The organism is Kitasatospora dryopteridis (assembly GCF_050749075.1).
Taxonomy (GTDB): Bacteria; Actinomycetota; Actinomycetes; order Streptomycetales; family Streptomycetaceae; genus Kitasatospora.
Genome location: NZ_CP192749.1, coordinates 376,360 through 391,282, shown reverse-complemented (window position 1 = coordinate 391,282; position 14,923 = coordinate 376,360). Strand labels below are relative to the sequence as shown.

Annotated in this window: 12 protein-coding genes; 6 read left to right on the top strand and 6 right to left on the bottom strand. The window is 73.1% G+C overall.

Going from position 1 to position 14,923, the window contains the following annotated elements:
• The first annotated feature begins 29 nt into the window (after positions 1-29).
• The 3 genes from ACQ614_RS01725 (at position 30) to ACQ614_RS01715 (ending at position 3,962) form a co-directional block, all read left to right on the top strand.
• Positions 30-1,796, top strand: coding sequence for a CocE/NonD family hydrolase (locus ACQ614_RS01725; protein WP_431676336.1), 1,767 nt, complete (start codon positions 30-32; stop codon positions 1,794-1,796).
• Positions 1,797-1,992: 196 nt separating this feature from the next.
• Entirely contained in the window at positions 1,993-3,057 is a 1,065-nt protein-coding gene (locus ACQ614_RS01720; protein ID WP_431676334.1) for a ParB/Srx family N-terminal domain-containing protein, read from the top strand.
• Between the two features lie 293 nt (positions 3,058-3,350).
• Entirely contained in the window at positions 3,351-3,962 is a 612-nt protein-coding gene (locus tag ACQ614_RS01715) for a GNAT family N-acetyltransferase (protein ID WP_431676333.1), read from the top strand.
• Here ACQ614_RS01715 and ACQ614_RS01710 read toward each other — a convergent pair.
• The 6 genes from ACQ614_RS01710 to ACQ614_RS01685 form a co-directional block, all read right to left on the bottom strand.
• Positions 3,959-5,170 (bottom strand): globin domain-containing protein, encoded by a 1,212-nt coding sequence (locus tag ACQ614_RS01710; RefSeq protein WP_431676331.1) that lies wholly within the window; start codon positions 5,168-5,170, stop codon positions 3,959-3,961. The two genes, ACQ614_RS01715 and ACQ614_RS01710, sit on opposite strands and share 4 nt — an antisense overlap.
• A gap of 222 nt (positions 5,171-5,392) precedes the next feature.
• Positions 5,393-6,568: a porin PorA family protein gene (locus tag ACQ614_RS01705; protein ID WP_431676330.1), complete on the bottom strand. Its 1,176-nt coding sequence runs from the start codon at positions 6,566-6,568 to the stop codon at positions 5,393-5,395.
• A gap of 328 nt (positions 6,569-6,896) precedes the next feature.
• Entirely contained in the window at positions 6,897-7,598 is a 702-nt protein-coding gene (locus ACQ614_RS01700; protein WP_431676329.1) for a hypothetical protein, read from the bottom strand.
• Positions 7,599-7,636: 38 nt separating this feature from the next.
• Positions 7,637-9,220 (bottom strand): GMC family oxidoreductase N-terminal domain-containing protein, encoded by a 1,584-nt coding sequence (locus ACQ614_RS01695; RefSeq protein WP_431676327.1) that lies wholly within the window; start codon positions 9,218-9,220, stop codon positions 7,637-7,639.
• Positions 9,217-9,873 carry a DUF5987 family protein gene (locus ACQ614_RS01690; RefSeq protein ID WP_431676325.1) on the bottom strand — a complete coding sequence of 219 codons (657 nt, stop codon included), beginning with the start codon at positions 9,871-9,873 and terminating at the stop codon, positions 9,217-9,219. The genes ACQ614_RS01695 and ACQ614_RS01690 overlap by 4 nt, the downstream gene beginning before the upstream one ends.
• A gap of 7 nt (positions 9,874-9,880) precedes the next feature.
• Entirely contained in the window at positions 9,881-10,510 is a 630-nt protein-coding gene (locus ACQ614_RS01685) for a hypothetical protein (protein ID WP_431676324.1), read from the bottom strand.
• 276 nt (positions 10,511-10,786) lie between these two features.
• On the opposite strand from ACQ614_RS01685, the gene ACQ614_RS01680 reads away from it, so the two are divergent.
• From ACQ614_RS01680 to ACQ614_RS01670, 3 genes are all read left to right on the top strand, one after another.
• Positions 10,787-12,181, top strand: coding sequence for a hypothetical protein (locus ACQ614_RS01680; RefSeq protein WP_431676323.1), 1,395 nt, complete (start codon positions 10,787-10,789; stop codon positions 12,179-12,181).
• Complete coding sequence (locus tag ACQ614_RS01675) at positions 12,178-14,010, top strand: GMC family oxidoreductase N-terminal domain-containing protein (protein WP_431676322.1); 1,833 nt, start codon at positions 12,178-12,180, stop codon at positions 14,008-14,010. The genes ACQ614_RS01680 and ACQ614_RS01675 overlap by 4 nt, the downstream gene beginning before the upstream one ends.
• A gap of 149 nt (positions 14,011-14,159) precedes the next feature.
• Positions 14,160-14,867 (top strand): FadR/GntR family transcriptional regulator, encoded by a 708-nt coding sequence (locus ACQ614_RS01670; RefSeq protein WP_431676320.1) that lies wholly within the window; start codon positions 14,160-14,162, stop codon positions 14,865-14,867.
• Positions 14,868-14,923 lie beyond the last annotated feature (56 nt).

The following is a 14,923-nucleotide window of genomic DNA, read 5'->3' as shown; positions in this document are numbered from 1 at the left end:
GCCACGAAACCTGTGAGAGGAAGCAGACCATGAGCGATCCCCAGGACGACTCGACCATCACACCGGTCACCGCGGAGAGGCTGAGGCAGATCGCGGGCTCCGGAATCTGGACGCAGGGGCCGTCGGTCGACCCGGCGGCCGCGGACGTGGGCGAGGCGCTGGTCGCCACGCTGCAGGGCGCCACCGAGCGGCAGGTGCTCACCGCGGACCTGCAGCAGCTGGTCGCCGAGGTGCAGCAGATCGCCACGATCGGCTTTCCGTGGATCACCGCGCACGACGGGGTGCGACTCTCGGCGCACTCCATCAGGCTCAACACGGACGAGCCGCGCCCGGTGGTCATCGTCCCGGCCGGGTGGACGCCGTTCGGCTGGGTGCTGTTCGAGTACACCTACCTGCAGCTGGCCAAGCGCGGCTACCACGTGCTCGCCTACACCCCGCGCGGCATCGGGCTGACCACCCACGTCGGCGGCGGCACCTACATCGACGCCCCGTGGACCTCCAAGGGCACGATCGACGTCGGCGGGCCCAACGACTGGGCGGACGGCTCCACGGTGATCTCCTACGCGCAGGAGACGTTCAACCCGAGCAAGGTCGCGTTCCTGGGCGAGTCCTACGGCTCCGGGATCAGCCAGCTCGTCGCGGCCCACGACCCCGACGCCCGGGTGGACGCGGTGGTGGCGCTGAGCACCTGGGGCAACCTCGCCACCGCGCTGCTGGGCAACGACACCCGGCACCTGGCCGCCGTCAAGGCGCTGACCAGCATCACCGGCGGCCCGGAGGAGCGGAAGTTCGATGCCGCCACCCGGCAGCTCCTGGAGGACTTCCGCAACGGCGAGAACCTCGACGACGTCCGCGTCTGGGCCGAGGAGCACTCGCCGCAGCACTACCTGGCCGAGACCAACGCCCGTAACGTCCCGACCTTCTTCTCCAACACCTGGCACGAGACGCTCTTCCCGGTCAACGAGGTCCTCGACACCTTCAACGCGCTCACCGTCCCCAAGCACCTGAACCTGTGGATCGGCGACCACGCCGCACCCGAGGGCGCCGGGCTGACCATCCCGTTCTCCGGCCCCAACCTCCCCGTGGACGAGGCCTTCGCCTGGCTCGACCACCACATCCTCGGCATCCAGAACGACGTGCCCACCTGGCCCGCGATCCGCAGCCAGGTCATGTTCACCCCCGCCGTGCGCGAGGGCGCGCAGAGCTGGGACGAGGTCACGACCGGCACCGAGAAGCTCTACCTGGGCGCCACCCCGTCCGGCAGCCAGGACGGCACCCTCGGCGCGAACCCGGCGGCCGACTGGACGGTCTCCTTCACCACCGGGAACCTCACCGAGGCCACCGCCGTGGACGCCCTGCTGACCACCGGTCAGGAGGAGTGGAAGGGCAACCCGAAGGCGTACACGACCGGGAAGTTCGACCGCCGCTACCTCGCCACCTGGGTCTCACCTGCCGGCGCCCGCCGGGTGCGGGGCATCCCCCGCGTCCAGCTGACGGTCACCGGCACCGAGGAGACCACGACCCTGGTGGCCTACCTGTTCGACCTCGCCCCCGACGGCACCGCGCGGATCATCACCCACGAGCCGTACACCCTCACCGCGGACGGCCCGGGCAAGGCCGTCACCGCGACCTGGGCCCTCCAGGCGGCTGCCTACGACATCCCCGCAGGCCACAAGGTCATGCTCGTGGTCAACAGCAAGGACCAGCTGTACTCCGACGCCAACCCCGCCTACAGCACCCTGCAGATCGGCTCCGCCGTCGGCGCCGAGTCCTACCTGGACCTGCCCCTCGGCTGACCGCACGCAGACCGCGACAGCCCAGGCGCACCGAACCCGGCTCGACCACCGGCGCGCCTGGGCTGACCGGACCGCGCAACGGGCGCAGCCCCAAGATCGTTGACCCGGGTTCTCCCGGAGGTCGCCCGCACGAGGTCATCCGTTGGTCGACCGCTGTCACCCTCACGGGCAGATCCGCCCCGACGCGAGGAGTGCCATGCGACTCAGACCCCCGTCCCGCCGTACCGCGGCACTCGGCACAGCCGTTGTCGCGGTCGTCGTGGCAGCGCCGGCCGCGCACGCGGCCCCCGGCGCGCCGGGTACCCGGCCCTCGTTCTGCCGGCACGACAACCGCTCCACGCCGTTCGCGCAGTACCTGTGTGCCGAACCCGGTGAGCTGCTCGACGTCCGCATCGGCGACGTGCACCCGACCCAGCCCTCGCTGGGCTACGACGAGGTGTACTACAAGCTCGGCCGCTACACCCTCGGCAAGGACGCGATCAACAAGAAGTTCAGCGACTGGTGCGAGGCCGACGGCCGCATCGACGCGGCGACGGTCCAGCCCGGTGCGCGCCTCGACGACCCGTCCTCCTTCACCTGCCGACTCCCCGTCGGCGCCGAGACGGGGGACAGCACCGAGCCGATGAAGACGGTCGTCATCGGCCCGCACGGCGAGCCGTTCCTCACCGACGGGCACCACACGCTCACCTCCTTCTACGAGACCCCCGACGGCGGCGCCGACCTGCACGTCCGGCTGCGGGTGCTGGCCAACCTCAGCAACCTCACCCGCCAGGCGTTCTGGGACGAGATGCAGGCGCACAAGTGGGTGTACCTGCGCGACCCCGAGGGCAACCCGGTCGCGGTGAACAAGCTGCCGACCAGCGTCGGGCTCGCCGACTTCGGCAACGACGAGTACCGCGGCCTGCTCTACTTCGGCCGCGACATCGGCTACACGCAGAACGACCTGCCGTTCCAGGAGTTCTACTGGGGCAGCTGGGTCCGCGACGCGAACACGGTCGACCTGTCCGACTGGGACCCGAACGACCTCGGCAGCTACCTGGCCACCGTCAAGGGCCTCACCCGGGCGATGACCGAGCTGCCGAAGGACACCGTCGTCGACAGCGGCTTCAACGCCGCCGACCTCGGCGCGCTGGACCAGTGGAACGCGGGCAAGGCCGCCGACAAGGGCGAGTTCGACAAGCTGAGCAAGCCGTACTCCGACCCCAAGCCCGGCATGCTCGCCTACGCACTCGAGTACAAGCGGGTCCACGCACTGGGCTGACCGGGCCCGCCGCGCGCCCCCGATAGCGCGAACACCTTCCGGAGAGGACCGGCCACGCACGGCCGGTCCTCTCCGTGCCCCGGCCGCACGCCGGTGGGCGCGGACGATCGTGGAGTCCACCGGGACCGCCCGGTCCAGGTCCTCGTCCGCGCCGGCGGCAACGGCTCGATCCGTGCCCACTGCGCGTCAGTCAACGGCACACCGGACCGGCGAGCAGATGATCCAGATGAAACTGCCCAGGTGGAGTCAAGCGTTGCCCGTTCGGCGGTTTGACCACCTGTTAGTGTGCGCGGATGGGAGATCTGGGACCCGTGGCTTGGCCGCCTGAGCCGATCGGCACCGAGAGGCTCGTGCTCCGTGAGCCCGAGACCCGGGACCGTGCGGTGTTCATCGAGCTGCTCGCCTCGCCGGAGGTGCACACCTACCTCGGTGGCCCCCGGCCGCGGGACGAGCTCGAGCGCGAGATGTCCGGGGTGCCCGAGCGGTGGCCCGGGAGCTTCGTCGTCGACCTCGACGGGTCGATGATCGGCCAGATCCTGCTCAGGAGAGCAACGGGGCACCGTCGCCCGGCTGCTGTGGGAAAGGCCGATCTCGGCTACCTGTTCCTGCCCCGTGTGTGGGGATTCGGGTACGCCGCCGAGGCGTGCACGGCGGCGCTCGGCTGGCTCGCCGGCGCGCTTCCCGGCGAGCCGGTGGTGCTCACCACCCAGACCGCCAACGTCGGCTCGATGCGTCTCGCAGCGAAGCTGGGGTTCACCGAGGTGGAGCGGTTCGAGGCCTGGGGCGCCGAGCAGTGGCTCGGCATGTGGGCCCCGGTCGCACCGTCCGGTCGAGTTTGCGACGGGACCGCCGGGAAGCACCCGCCCATCCCCGCGCGAGCAGCCTGCAACCGCGACTTGCGCTAGTCCAGGTCGGCCTGCCACAGGTCGGGGCCGAACACCTCGTACTGGATGTCGCGAGGGGCGACGCCGTGGTCGATCAGGCTGCTGCGTACGGCCTGCATGAACGGCAACGGCCCGCACAGGTAGTACAGGGCGTCGGCGGGCAGGTCGACCGTGGTGGGGTCCATCAGCCCGTGGAAGACCCCGTCCACCGGCTCGTGGCTCTGCGCGTTCTTCTCGAACCACAGGTACATCCGGGCGTTCTTCAGGGCCAGGATGTCGCCGACCACCTGACGGCGCAGGGGGAAGGACGCGTCGTCGACGTCGGCGTGGAGCAAGGTGACCGGCAGCCCGGACTCGGCCGCGACCAGGTGCGAGAGCATCCCCGCCATGGGGGCGATCCCGATGCCCGCGCTGGCGAACACCACCGGTCGTCCCGCGTCGTCCAGCACCACGTCGCCGTAGGGGAGTGAGAGCGTCAGGGTGTCGCCGACCTTGACGGAGTCGTGCAGCAGCGTCGACATCTCGCCGTCGGGGTCGTTGCCCTCGCCGCGTACCCGCTTGACCGAGAACTGGCGGTGCTCCCCGTCGTCGGCCCGGGTCAGGCTGTACTGGCGCGGCTGGAGCTTCCCGTCGGACATCCGCATCCGCACGGTGACGTACTGGCCGGGCAGCGAGGTCTTCACCAGGCGGTCGTCGATCCGCTTGACCACGAAGGTCACCACGTCGTCGGTCTCCCGGACCTTCCGGATCACCTCCCAGTCCCGCCAGACCGTCTCCGGCCGGACCCCGCGGGCGCTGTACAGCCCGCGCTCCTGGTTGATCAGGGCGTTGGCCATCAGCCAGTAGACCTCGTCCCAGGCCGCGGCGACCTCCGGGGTGACCGCGTCGCCCAGCACGTCGACGATCGCCCACATCAGGTTGTCGTGCACGACCCCGTACTGGTCGGGGCGGATCCCGAGCGAGGCGTGCTTGTGGGCGATCCGGCGGAGCAGCTGCTCCGGCACCCGCTCCGGCGTCTCCACGAGCGTGGTGGCGAACGAGGCCACCGAGCCGGCCAGCGCCTGCTGCTGGTGGCCGTGGACCTGGTTGCCGCGGTTGAAGACACCGTCCAACAGCTCGGGATGCTCGCCGAACATGTGGGTGTAGAAGCGCTTGGCGATCTCGCCGATGTGGTCGGCGACGACCGGCAGCGTGGCGACGACGACGGGCCGGGACTTGTCCGAGAGCACGGGACACTCCTGCAGGAAACGAGCAGTGGAAGGTGGTCGGTGGACTCCGAACGCGGGACCGGGTGGCTGTTGCCCCCACGCCGGCCCTCCGGCCACGCTGCCCGCGCCCGGCCCAGGAGGCACGCCCGTGCGGCCATCCGGGGGAGGGGCGGGAGGAAGTTCCCCGGGCGGGCCCTTGTCGATGCACGGGTCACGACGTTCGGCCCGCCGCAGGGCGTCGTGTCACGCGTCAGGACCCGGTTCGGCCGGCGGAGTCGGTCCGGTGGGTCCGGTGGGTCCGGTGGGTCCGGGTGGTGCGGTCGGACCACCGGGTGCGGTCGGTGCGGTCGGTGCGGTCGGTCCGGTCGGCGCGGCAGGTCCGGTCGGTGCGGCGCCACCGCGGGTGCCCCGGCGTCGGATGAGGAGGGAGACGGCCACCAGGACCGCGCCGACCACGCCCAGCACGATGGGCAGGACGGTGCCGACGAGCGAGATGGCGTCACGCCCGTCCTTGGCGTCGTTCGCGGCATCCTTCACGGAGTCGGCCGTCTGCCGGTACGAGACGTCCGAGACCGGCAGCAGCGGAAGGAAGGCGCCGTCGCTCGGGGCGACGACCCCGGCCGTGCGCTGCTGGGAGCGCTGAGTGTCGACCACGATGCCGGTCTCGGGCTCGATCCAGAACGTGTCGGCGCTCTGAAGCGTGTAGCTCAGCGGAACCGGATCGGGCAGCGTCGGCAGCAGCACGGCCAGTTTCTGCTTCGCCTCCGCCGAGAGCGTCCCGACCTGGGCGACCAGCGCCAGGGTGCTCTTCGGGACGGCCTGCGGGAGCCCGGCGAGCACCTGGGTGTCGGTGATCCGGGTGGCGGGCAGGCTCGCCTCGTACACGTAGGTACTGACGCCGGACCTGCTCTCGGTGCGCGAGTACGTCAGCGGGGTCGTGCTCCCGGTCTCCGGCCGCCAGCCGGTGTACGTCTGCTTCTTCGCGCCGAGCGGCCAGCTCACCGTCAGGCCCTCGGCGTCGACCACCGTCCAGCTCGCCGGGTGATCGGTGGCCGGTTCGAGGGTCTTGCGGTCGACGGCGTACTGCCAGGTGGTCTTCTCGACCGCGCGGCCTGCGGCGGCCGTCGTCCGGCTGTCGCTGACCAGGGCGGTGTCGTCCGAGGTGTCCAGCACCTTGACGGTCCGTTCGACGGTCAGCGGAACATTCCGCTTGACGGCCGACAGCAGGTTGCCCTTCGCCACCTCCTGGGCGTCGAGCAGGGTTTTGAAGGTGCCGGTGTAGGAGCGCGTGACGTCGGTGTCGTCGGGCAGCCGGGCCACATAGGTGGGCGTGACGAAGAGCGCGAGTACGAACGCGCAGGCGATCAGGACCAGACCGACCACGACACCGACGCCGCGGAGCACCATGTTCGTCCGCATGATCCGCTCTCCCACTGAACTCGATCCGTGCCGCTCCTGTCCGGCCCAGTGTCAGGTCAGCCAGGCACCCGCGCCACAGCGACGACCTCGGACCTTCACCTGCAGCCGACCCGCGAGCCGACGCGCCGTTTTCGACGGTTTCCACCTGCGGGCGTCCCGGCACCGTCTGCAGGCGGTACAGCCGGCTGCCCCGGCTGTACCGCGCCCGGCCCAGGCCGAAGCCGTCGGCCTCATGGGCCGGAGGTGTCGGCCGTACGTGTCGGCAGCCAGGTGGACACGCCGTGGCGGCGGATGCCCACCTGCTGCCGCCCCTCATCGACGACCCCGGTCACGCGGAGTCGGTGTCCCACGGGACGGCGGCGAACACCGGGCCGTCGGCGGCTCTGACCAATCGGTAGGAGCGGAACTCCCGGTCGAAACGTGCCCGGCTGCCGGGTACGGCACCGCGCAGGTCGGCCAGCAGCGCCGTGCCCGGTACCCGGGCGGCCAGTTCGGCGATCACCGGGTCGCCGCCGTCGGCCTGCAGCCGGGCGGCGCAGTGCAGCGGCAGTTCGGGGCCGGACAGGTTCAGGGCGTCCCAGAAGTCGTCCAGCCAGGGCTGGTCGCCGTCCTCGAAACCGGTCTCGTCGACCAGGTCCTCGGCCGTGGTGATCAGGCGGTCCAGCCATGCCGGGAGCGAGTCGGCCTCGACGAAGAGGCCGCCTTCCCGGTACTGCATCAGCACTTGGCCCCAACTGCCGCCGGGGGCGACATCGACCCAGGTCACCCCGCCGCCGCCGTCGTCGGTGACCAGCCAGTGGGGGTGGGGCACCCCGTGGCCGCCCTGCCTCGGGTGCCCGGTCAGCGTGAACTCCCACGGCCCCACCGCGAATCCGCCCATCCGGGTGACCAGTCCGCGGACAGCTGTCGGAACGGGTACCGGCCAGCGGTCCACCTCGTCGGCCGGCACACCGGGCCGGATCGCCAGGTCGAAGGGGACGCGCTCGGCGAGCGCCCGCAACCGGATCAGAAGAGCGTCACCGCAGACCATGCCGGCCACGCTACCGGTACCGACGTTGCCCGCGGGGTTCAGGGCAGCGGGGTGCCGTGGCGCACGGGGACACCGGTCTGGTTTGCGCGGGTGACGACGGCGGGGACGGCGCGTTCGGCGAGGGCGGCGATGGTCAGGGAGGGGTTGACGGTGAGGGAGGTGGGGACGGCTGCGCCGTCGGTGACGAACAGGCCGGGGTGGCCACGGAGTTCGTGCTGGTCGGTGAGGGCGGAGGTGCGGGGGTCGTCGCCGATCCGGCAGGATCCCAGCGGGTGGGCGGTGACCGTGCCGCCGACCTGGTCGGTCCAGGGGTGGACGGTGGCCAGTCGGTCCTTCTCCAGGACGGCACGCAGTTCGGTGTCGGCGGCGTCCCAGCCGGCCCGGGTGTTGGCGGTGGGGGTGTAGGCCATGGTGCCGAGTCCCAGGCCGGGGGCGAGGCGGGTGAAGCCGCCGGTGGCCGGGGGTGGGCCGAAGGTGCCCTCGTTGTCGTCCTCGGTCATGGCGAGCAGGGTCAGCCAGGACCGCCACGAGCGGCGCAGCTCGCGCTTGCCGGTGCCGAACCATCCCGGGGCGAGGGCGGTCCGGGCGAGGGTGTTGGTGACCGGCGGGAAGTAGATCTGCTGGAGCGTGAACCGGCTGAACTCGGGTGCACTGCCGTCGAGGTGGTCGAAGGTGGCGGTGGTGATGGGTTTGCCGATCGGCAGCGCGGCGTACGCGGAGCCGTCCGGGCGGGACAGGCCGAGGAGATCGCGGACCTTGGTCTCGTCCATGAGGGCGACGGAGACCCGGTCGCCGTTGCCGGAGAAGTGGCGGCCGACGGCCGGAGGGATGCCGCCGAGGGCGAGGGCGGAGCGTTGCAGGATGACCGGGGTGCCGACCGCGCCGGCCGCCAGGACCACGATCCTGGCGTGGATGGTGCCGGTTTCGAGGGTGCAGCCGTAGTCGGTGGGATCGAGCACGGTGTAGCGGACGGCGTACCGGTGGCCGTCCAGCCAGGACGGGACGACGGTCTGGACTTCGTGCAGGGGGCGGATGTCGGCGCCGTGGGCCTCGGCGGCGGGCAGGTAGTTCAGCAGCATCGAGCGTTTGGCGTCGAAGCGGCAGCCCGACAGCATCCAGTTGCAGTCGGCGCAACGCTGTAGGTCGACGGCGACCGGCACCGGGTTGCAGGTGCGCCCGGCCCGGTGGCACGCCGCGGCGAGGACGCCGCCGGCGTAGGAGATGCCGTTCCAGTCCAGGCGGGTGGTCGGCAGGGCCTGTTCGGCCCGGTCGTACCAGGGGTCGAGTGCGGCGCGGGTCAGTGCGGCGGGCCAGATGCGGCGCGCGAGGCTTCCCCGGCGTTCGAAGACGAAGGAGGGGGCGCGCAGGGAGGCGGCGAAGTAGACCACGCTGCCGCCGCCGACGCAGTTGCCGGCCACCACCGAGATGCCGTCGCCCTTGATGACGTCCACGGCCCTGGTGTAGGTGCCCAGCCGCAGGTCGTGGACGAAGTCGGCGGCGGTCAGCCGGGGGCCGCGTTCGAGGACGGTGACGCGGGCGCCGCCGGCGGCGAGGTGGTAGGCGGGGATGGCGCCGCCGAAGCCGGAACCGATCACCAGGACGTCGGTGGTCTGCGCGCTCATGCCGGGCTCCCCGAGGCGGTGGTGTTCGGATGCAGGGCGGCCAGGGGCCGGTTGTAGGAGTGGTCGGGGAAGCGCCACAGCCCGTCCGGATTCGGGGCGGGGAAGCCGATCCAGGCCAGTCCCGGATGGTCGGCGGCCAGGGCGTCGGCGGTGTGCCGGTGGGCGGCGGTGTCGAAGGCGAGGCCGACCAGCAGCGCGAGCACCTGCCAGATCGGGCGGTCCGGGTCGTCCGGGTCGAACAGGCCGGTGACGAGGGCGGTGCGGTGGCCGAAGGGCAGGCCGACGAAGGGCGGCCAGCCGGGCGGGAGCCAGAGCAGGTGGGCGGCGGCCCGGGCCAGCGCGCGGGCGTCGAGCAGGCCGGCGATCCCCGGCAGCCACGGGCCGAGCGGCAGGTCCGGTGAGGCGAGGACCTGGACGGCGCCGGCCTGGACCGCGCCGGGGCCGGTCACCACGCCGGCGATCGGCAGATCGCCGGCATGGCGGCGCTGCCCGGGGATCAGGGTGTCGGCGAACGCCTCCAGACTCTGCGTGGTCCAGGCGTTCGGGCCGGCGGCTTCGGCCGAGGCCGTGGTCAGCGGTCCCGCGGCGAGGAGCGTGGCGGTGGCGGCGAGGGACTTGAGCAGGCCGCGGCGGTCCAGCGGGGCAGGGGGCACGGCCGGTTCACCCGGCCAGTGTGCAGCGCAGGTCGAACGGCAGCTCCGTGCTGAAGCCGCTCTCCCCGGAGGCGGTGCCGTAGGCGGCGAGCGCGTCCGCCAGTTCGGGGTACCGCGGCCGCAGGGCGATGACGGCGTCGCCGATGCCGACCGGGACACCGTCGATGCGGAAGCCGGTCAGCCGCACTCCGGCGCGCCGGCCGGCCCTGTCCCACCAGTACTGGCCGTCCCACGTGACCCACGGCACCGCCCCGGTGGTGGACTGCACGCTCCAGTGGTCCTTCTGGTAGTAGCGGCAGGTGAGCAGGGAGGCCGCGATCCGGGCGGGCTCGGCGAGCAGGAAGCGCAGCGCGCCGCCGTTGTCCACGGTGATGTCGCGCTTGCTGTACTCCACGCACAGCGGGTCGGTGAACGCCAGCCACCACGGAGGCTGCTCGCCCTCGCCGTAGTGGTGCCAGGCGCACGTGGCGGCGAAGTCCGGTTCGGCGAACGGCCCCGGAGCGGACGGGGACACGGCGGCGGCCGGGGACACGGCGGCGGCCGGGGTAGCGGCGGTGGCCGGGGTAGGGGCGGTGGTGACCGCCCCCAAGGCCAGGGCGGCGGCGAGCAGGGCGGTACGCAGACGTGGACGGGACACGGGGCCTCCTGGAAACGGAGCAGGACGGGGGTGTCGCGCGAGGAAGCGGCACGCCGCCACAGCCGTGGTGGGCGGGCGGGGCCGGCACGGACGAGGATGCGGCACGACTACCGGCGAGTACAAGAGGTGTGACAGTGACTCATCCACTGAGCCTGTTCCCGACCGGGTGGCGTGCGTGGCCTTTGCAGCACTTCACCGTCGCGCTATTGACGGAGTGTCAGGCCAGTGGTTCAGTGGCTCAGCCACTGACTGTGCGGATCGCAAAGGGGGGCGGGCATGGGATCCCGCGGAACGGCTTTCGCCGAAACGATGCTGGGCACCGTCCGCCTGACCGGGGAGGCCGAGGCGCGCCCCATACGCCTGGACCTCGCGGTGCGCTCGGACGCACCGGTCCTGCCGCACCGCACCACCACGGCCGCGGTGACCGGCCGGGTGCGGATCCGGGGCATCACCGACGATCCGCAGGCCACGGGGGAGTTGGAGATCTCGCCGCTGGCCCGCAGGCGAATCCGGTACCGGCTGGAGTTCACCGCCGACGGCCGCCGCTGCACCCTGGACGGCTGGAAGTCCGTCTCGCTCCGGCGACCCGTGCGGTCGCTGACCCGCCTCCCGTACACCCTGTCCGCGGACGGCCGCGAGATCGGCCGGGGAACCCTGCGGTTCCCCCCGGCCATCGGGCTGCTGCCGTTCCTGACCAGCTGGCGCTTTCCCCGGCACGGGGAAGGAGAGCGGCAATTGGCGCCGCGCTGGGACGGCACACCGGGCCGCACCGAGGTCTGGTACGCCACCCTCACCGACCCCACCGACGGGACCGGCATCTGGCTCCACCACGAAATGGTGGCCCCCACCGACGGCTCGCCCGCACGAGTACACGGCTGGATCGCGCTCTTCCCGCCCGAGGGCCCGGTGGAGCACGCCCGGTTCGGCCCCGCCCCCTGGCCGCCCAGCCCGCCCTTCTCCTCACCGTCCTCACCGCAGACCGGGGAAGGCGTGCGGCAGCTGCGCGGAACCGCCGGCCCGTACACCTGGAACCTGACCGAACACCCCGCGGGCGGGCCGCTCTACACCTTCCCCCGCTGGGCCTGGCGTTACGGGCTCCTGCCGGCGGCACAGATGCTGCCGGCAGCGGGCTCCCGCTACACCGGGACGATCAACCACCCCGGCGGCGTGCTGCACCTGGACGACGCCCCCGGGGCGACCGCCCGGATCTACGGCCACGGCAACGCCCGGCGGTGGGCCTGGCTGCACGCCGACCTCGGCCACGGCGACGTCCTCGAGGCCGTCGCCGCCGTGTCCAGGAAGCCCGGACTCGACCGGCTGCCGCCCCTGGTGTTCCTCCGACTGCGCCACCGCGGACGCACCTGGCCGCGAAGCGCGCTGCGCCCGGCCGTCGGCTGGGCGGGCCTGGGCCGGTTCACGGCGAACATCGGACTGCCGGCCTGGACGCTGACCGGCCGCACCCTGCTGCGCCGCATCCGCGTCACGGTCACCCAGCCGCAGGAGCGCACCCTGGCGCTGGAGTACACCGACCCGGACGGCAGCCGGGCGATGTGCCGCAACAGCGAAGCCGCCGACGCCACGGTCGTACTCGAACGCTGGTGGGGCCGCTGGCGCCCGGAGGCGTCCTGGACCCTGGCCGGGACCGCGCACGCGGAGGTGGGCGACCGATGAACCGCAGCCTGCGGGGCCTGGCCGCGACCCTGCTCGCCGACGACGGCCGCACACCCTGGCCGGCAGGCGTTCCCGCCCGGCTGGACGCCCTCCTCGCGCACCTGCCGCGCCCGGCCCGGGCCTCGTTCCACGGCGCTGCCGCCGCCCTCGACGCCTGCGCTCTGCTGCGCACCGGGGCACGGCTCGACCGGCTCACCCCGGCCGAACGCGAAACCGTCCTGGCCGCACTGGCCGCCCGACCGGCCCTCCTGCCGCTGCTGGACGCACTGAAGGTCCCGGTCGTCCTGGCCGCAGGCACCGAACGCCTCCTCCACGAGGCCGACCTGCCGGCCCCGCCCATGGCGCCCGAGGACCCGCCGCTGGACTGCGTGCCCTCCGCCCGATGGCCCGACCGGGCCACCGCCGACGCCGTGGTGATCGGCTCCGGCGCCGGCGGTGCGATCGCCGCCCGCACCCTGGCCCGCGCCGGGCTGCGCGTCATCGTCGTCGAGGAGGGCCGCCACCACACCACCGCCGACTTCGGGCGGCGCCCGCCACTGGACAGGTTCACCGACCTGTACCGGGACGGCGGCGCCACCGTCACGGCCGGACGGCCACCGATCCTGCTGCCCACCGGCCGCGCCGTCGGCGGCACCACCGTGGTCAACGCCGGCACCTGCTACCGCACCCCCGACCGCGTCCTGCACCGCTGGCACCACCACCACGGGATCGACCTCGCCGAACCGAAGGCCTTCGCCGACCGGCTGGACGAGATCGAACGCACCCTGCGCGTCGCCACCCAACCCCTCGACGTCCTCGGCCGGGGCGGCCTGCTCACCCTCGAAGGCGCCGAGCACCTCGGATGGCAGGCCGGGCCGCTGCGCCGCAACGCCCCCGGCTGCCGGGGATCCACCCAGTGCGTGGTGGGCTGCCCCACCGGCGCCAAGCAGAGCGTCCAGCTCTCCGTGCTGCCCGACGCCTGCGCCGCCGGCGCCCGGATCGTGACCGACGCCCGCGTCACCCGGATCCTCACCGACCCCGACCGCCCCGGCGGCCCGCGCGCCGCCGGCATCACCGCCCTCGAGATCCTCGGCCCCCTGGTCGTCCTCGCCGCAGGGGCCCTGCAGTCCCCGGCACTGCTGCGACGCTCCGGCCTGGGCCGGCACCCGGGTGTCGGCCGAAACCTCGCCGTCCACCCCGCCACCAGCGTCGCCGGCCGCTTCGACCGGCCGGTCACCCAGGGCCCGGCGGTGCTGCAGAGCACCGGCGTGGAGGAACTCCACCACCAGGGGATCCTGATCGAGGCCACCGCCCCACCGCCCGGCATGGGGGCCTTCGTCCTCCCGGGCCTCGGCCGGGAGCTACGGGCCGAGCTCGACGCCGCCGACCACCTGGCCACCCTGGGCGCGATGATCGCCGACCGGCCCGGCGGCCGCGTCGTCGGCCGCACCGGACGACTGGTGCGCTACCGCCTGGACCCGCGCGACGGCCGCACCCTGCTGCGCGCGGTCGCCGCGATGGGCGAGCTGCTGTTCGCCGCCGGCGCGACGGAGGTGCTCACCGGCCTGCCCCGGCACCCGAGAGTGCGTACCCCCGCCGAACTGCACCGCGTGCTCGCCGGCACCACGCCCGCAGGCCTGCACCTGTCCGCCTTCCACCCCACCGGCACCGTCGCCCTGGGACGCGACCCGCAGAGGGCACCGGCCGACGAGCTCGGCCGGCTGCGCGGCATCCACGGCGTCCTGGTAGCCGACGCCTCGGCACTGCCGACCTGCCCGGAAGTGAACCCCCAACTGACCGTCATGGCCCTCGCGCTGGCGGTCTCCGACAACGCCGTCGAGCGCCTGTGAGCCGGACCGGCGACGGCGCGGCACGGCGCAGGACGTCCATTGTGCCGACTCGGCGCCGGCCTTGACGGCCCGTCCGTCACCGGCTTGACTCCGGGGCAGAGGCCGAGCCGTTCGGCCACGGCAATCGAGGAGCAAGGAGACCGACACCGGTGCCCCCCGAGATCATCCCGCGCCAGTCCGTGGTCGACCTGCTGGCCCACCGGCTGCGCCAGGACATCCTGGACGGCACCCACCGGCCCGGCGCACTGCTGCCGCCCGAGCGGGATCTCGCCGCCGGCTACGGGGTCACCCGTACCACCCTCAAGCACGCCCTGTCCCGCCTCGAACAGGCCGGCCTGCTCAGCACGCGGCACGGCATCGGCACCCGGATCCGCGACTTCCTCCACGAGGGCGGCGCCGACCTCCTGCCGATGCTCGCCGCCCACGACCCCGGCTGGCTCACCGAGATCTTCGAGGTCCGCCGCCACATCGGCGCCCTCGTCGCCCGCCGCGCCGCCGCCCGCCGCACCACCCGCCAGGCCCGGCGCCTCGACGAACTCCTGCAGGCGGTCCGGGACGCACCTGACGGGGACGCCGCCCAGCTCGCCGACATCGAAGTGCACCGCGAACTGGCCCGAGCCACCGGCAACCGCGTCTACCTCCTGCTCACCAACACCCTCTTCAACGCCTACCTCCCCGTCCGCGCCGCCCTGCGCGCCCCGTTCGACGACCCGGCCGTCGCCGCCGACCGGCTGGCCCCGATCGTCCGGGCGGTGGCCGACGGTGAGGAGGAGCAGGCCGAGCGGGCCGCCGAGCAGTACCTCCGTGCCACCGAAAAGATCATGCTCGACTCACTCCTGGCGAAGCGGGCCGACTGACCACGCGCCGGGCGCTCCGCATCCGCTCGCGGGCGGGTGCGGTCGGCGGCCCTGTC

Excerpts from the sequence above, each read along its gene's own strand:
- ACQ614_RS01725 (WP_431676336.1), top strand. The coding sequence starts at position 30 with ATGAGCGATCCCCAGGACGACTCGACCATCACACCGGTCACCGCGGAG.
- ACQ614_RS01720 (WP_431676334.1), top strand. The coding sequence starts at position 1,993 with ATGCGACTCAGACCCCCGTCCCGCCGTACCGCGGCACTCGGCACAGCC.
- ACQ614_RS01715 (WP_431676333.1), top strand. The coding sequence starts at position 3,351 with ATGGGAGATCTGGGACCCGTGGCTTGGCCGCCTGAGCCGATCGGCACC.
- ACQ614_RS01705 (WP_431676330.1), bottom strand. The coding sequence starts at position 6,568 with ATGCGGACGAACATGGTGCTCCGCGGCGTCGGTGTCGTGGTCGGTCTG.
- ACQ614_RS01700 (WP_431676329.1), bottom strand. The coding sequence starts at position 7,598 with ATGGTCTGCGGTGACGCTCTTCTGATCCGGTTGCGGGCGCTCGCCGAG.
- ACQ614_RS01695 (WP_431676327.1), bottom strand. The coding sequence starts at position 9,220 with ATGAGCGCGCAGACCACCGACGTCCTGGTGATCGGTTCCGGCTTCGGC.
- ACQ614_RS01680 (WP_431676323.1), top strand. The coding sequence starts at position 10,787 with ATGGGATCCCGCGGAACGGCTTTCGCCGAAACGATGCTGGGCACCGTC.
- ACQ614_RS01675 (WP_431676322.1), top strand. The coding sequence starts at position 12,178 with ATGAACCGCAGCCTGCGGGGCCTGGCCGCGACCCTGCTCGCCGACGAC.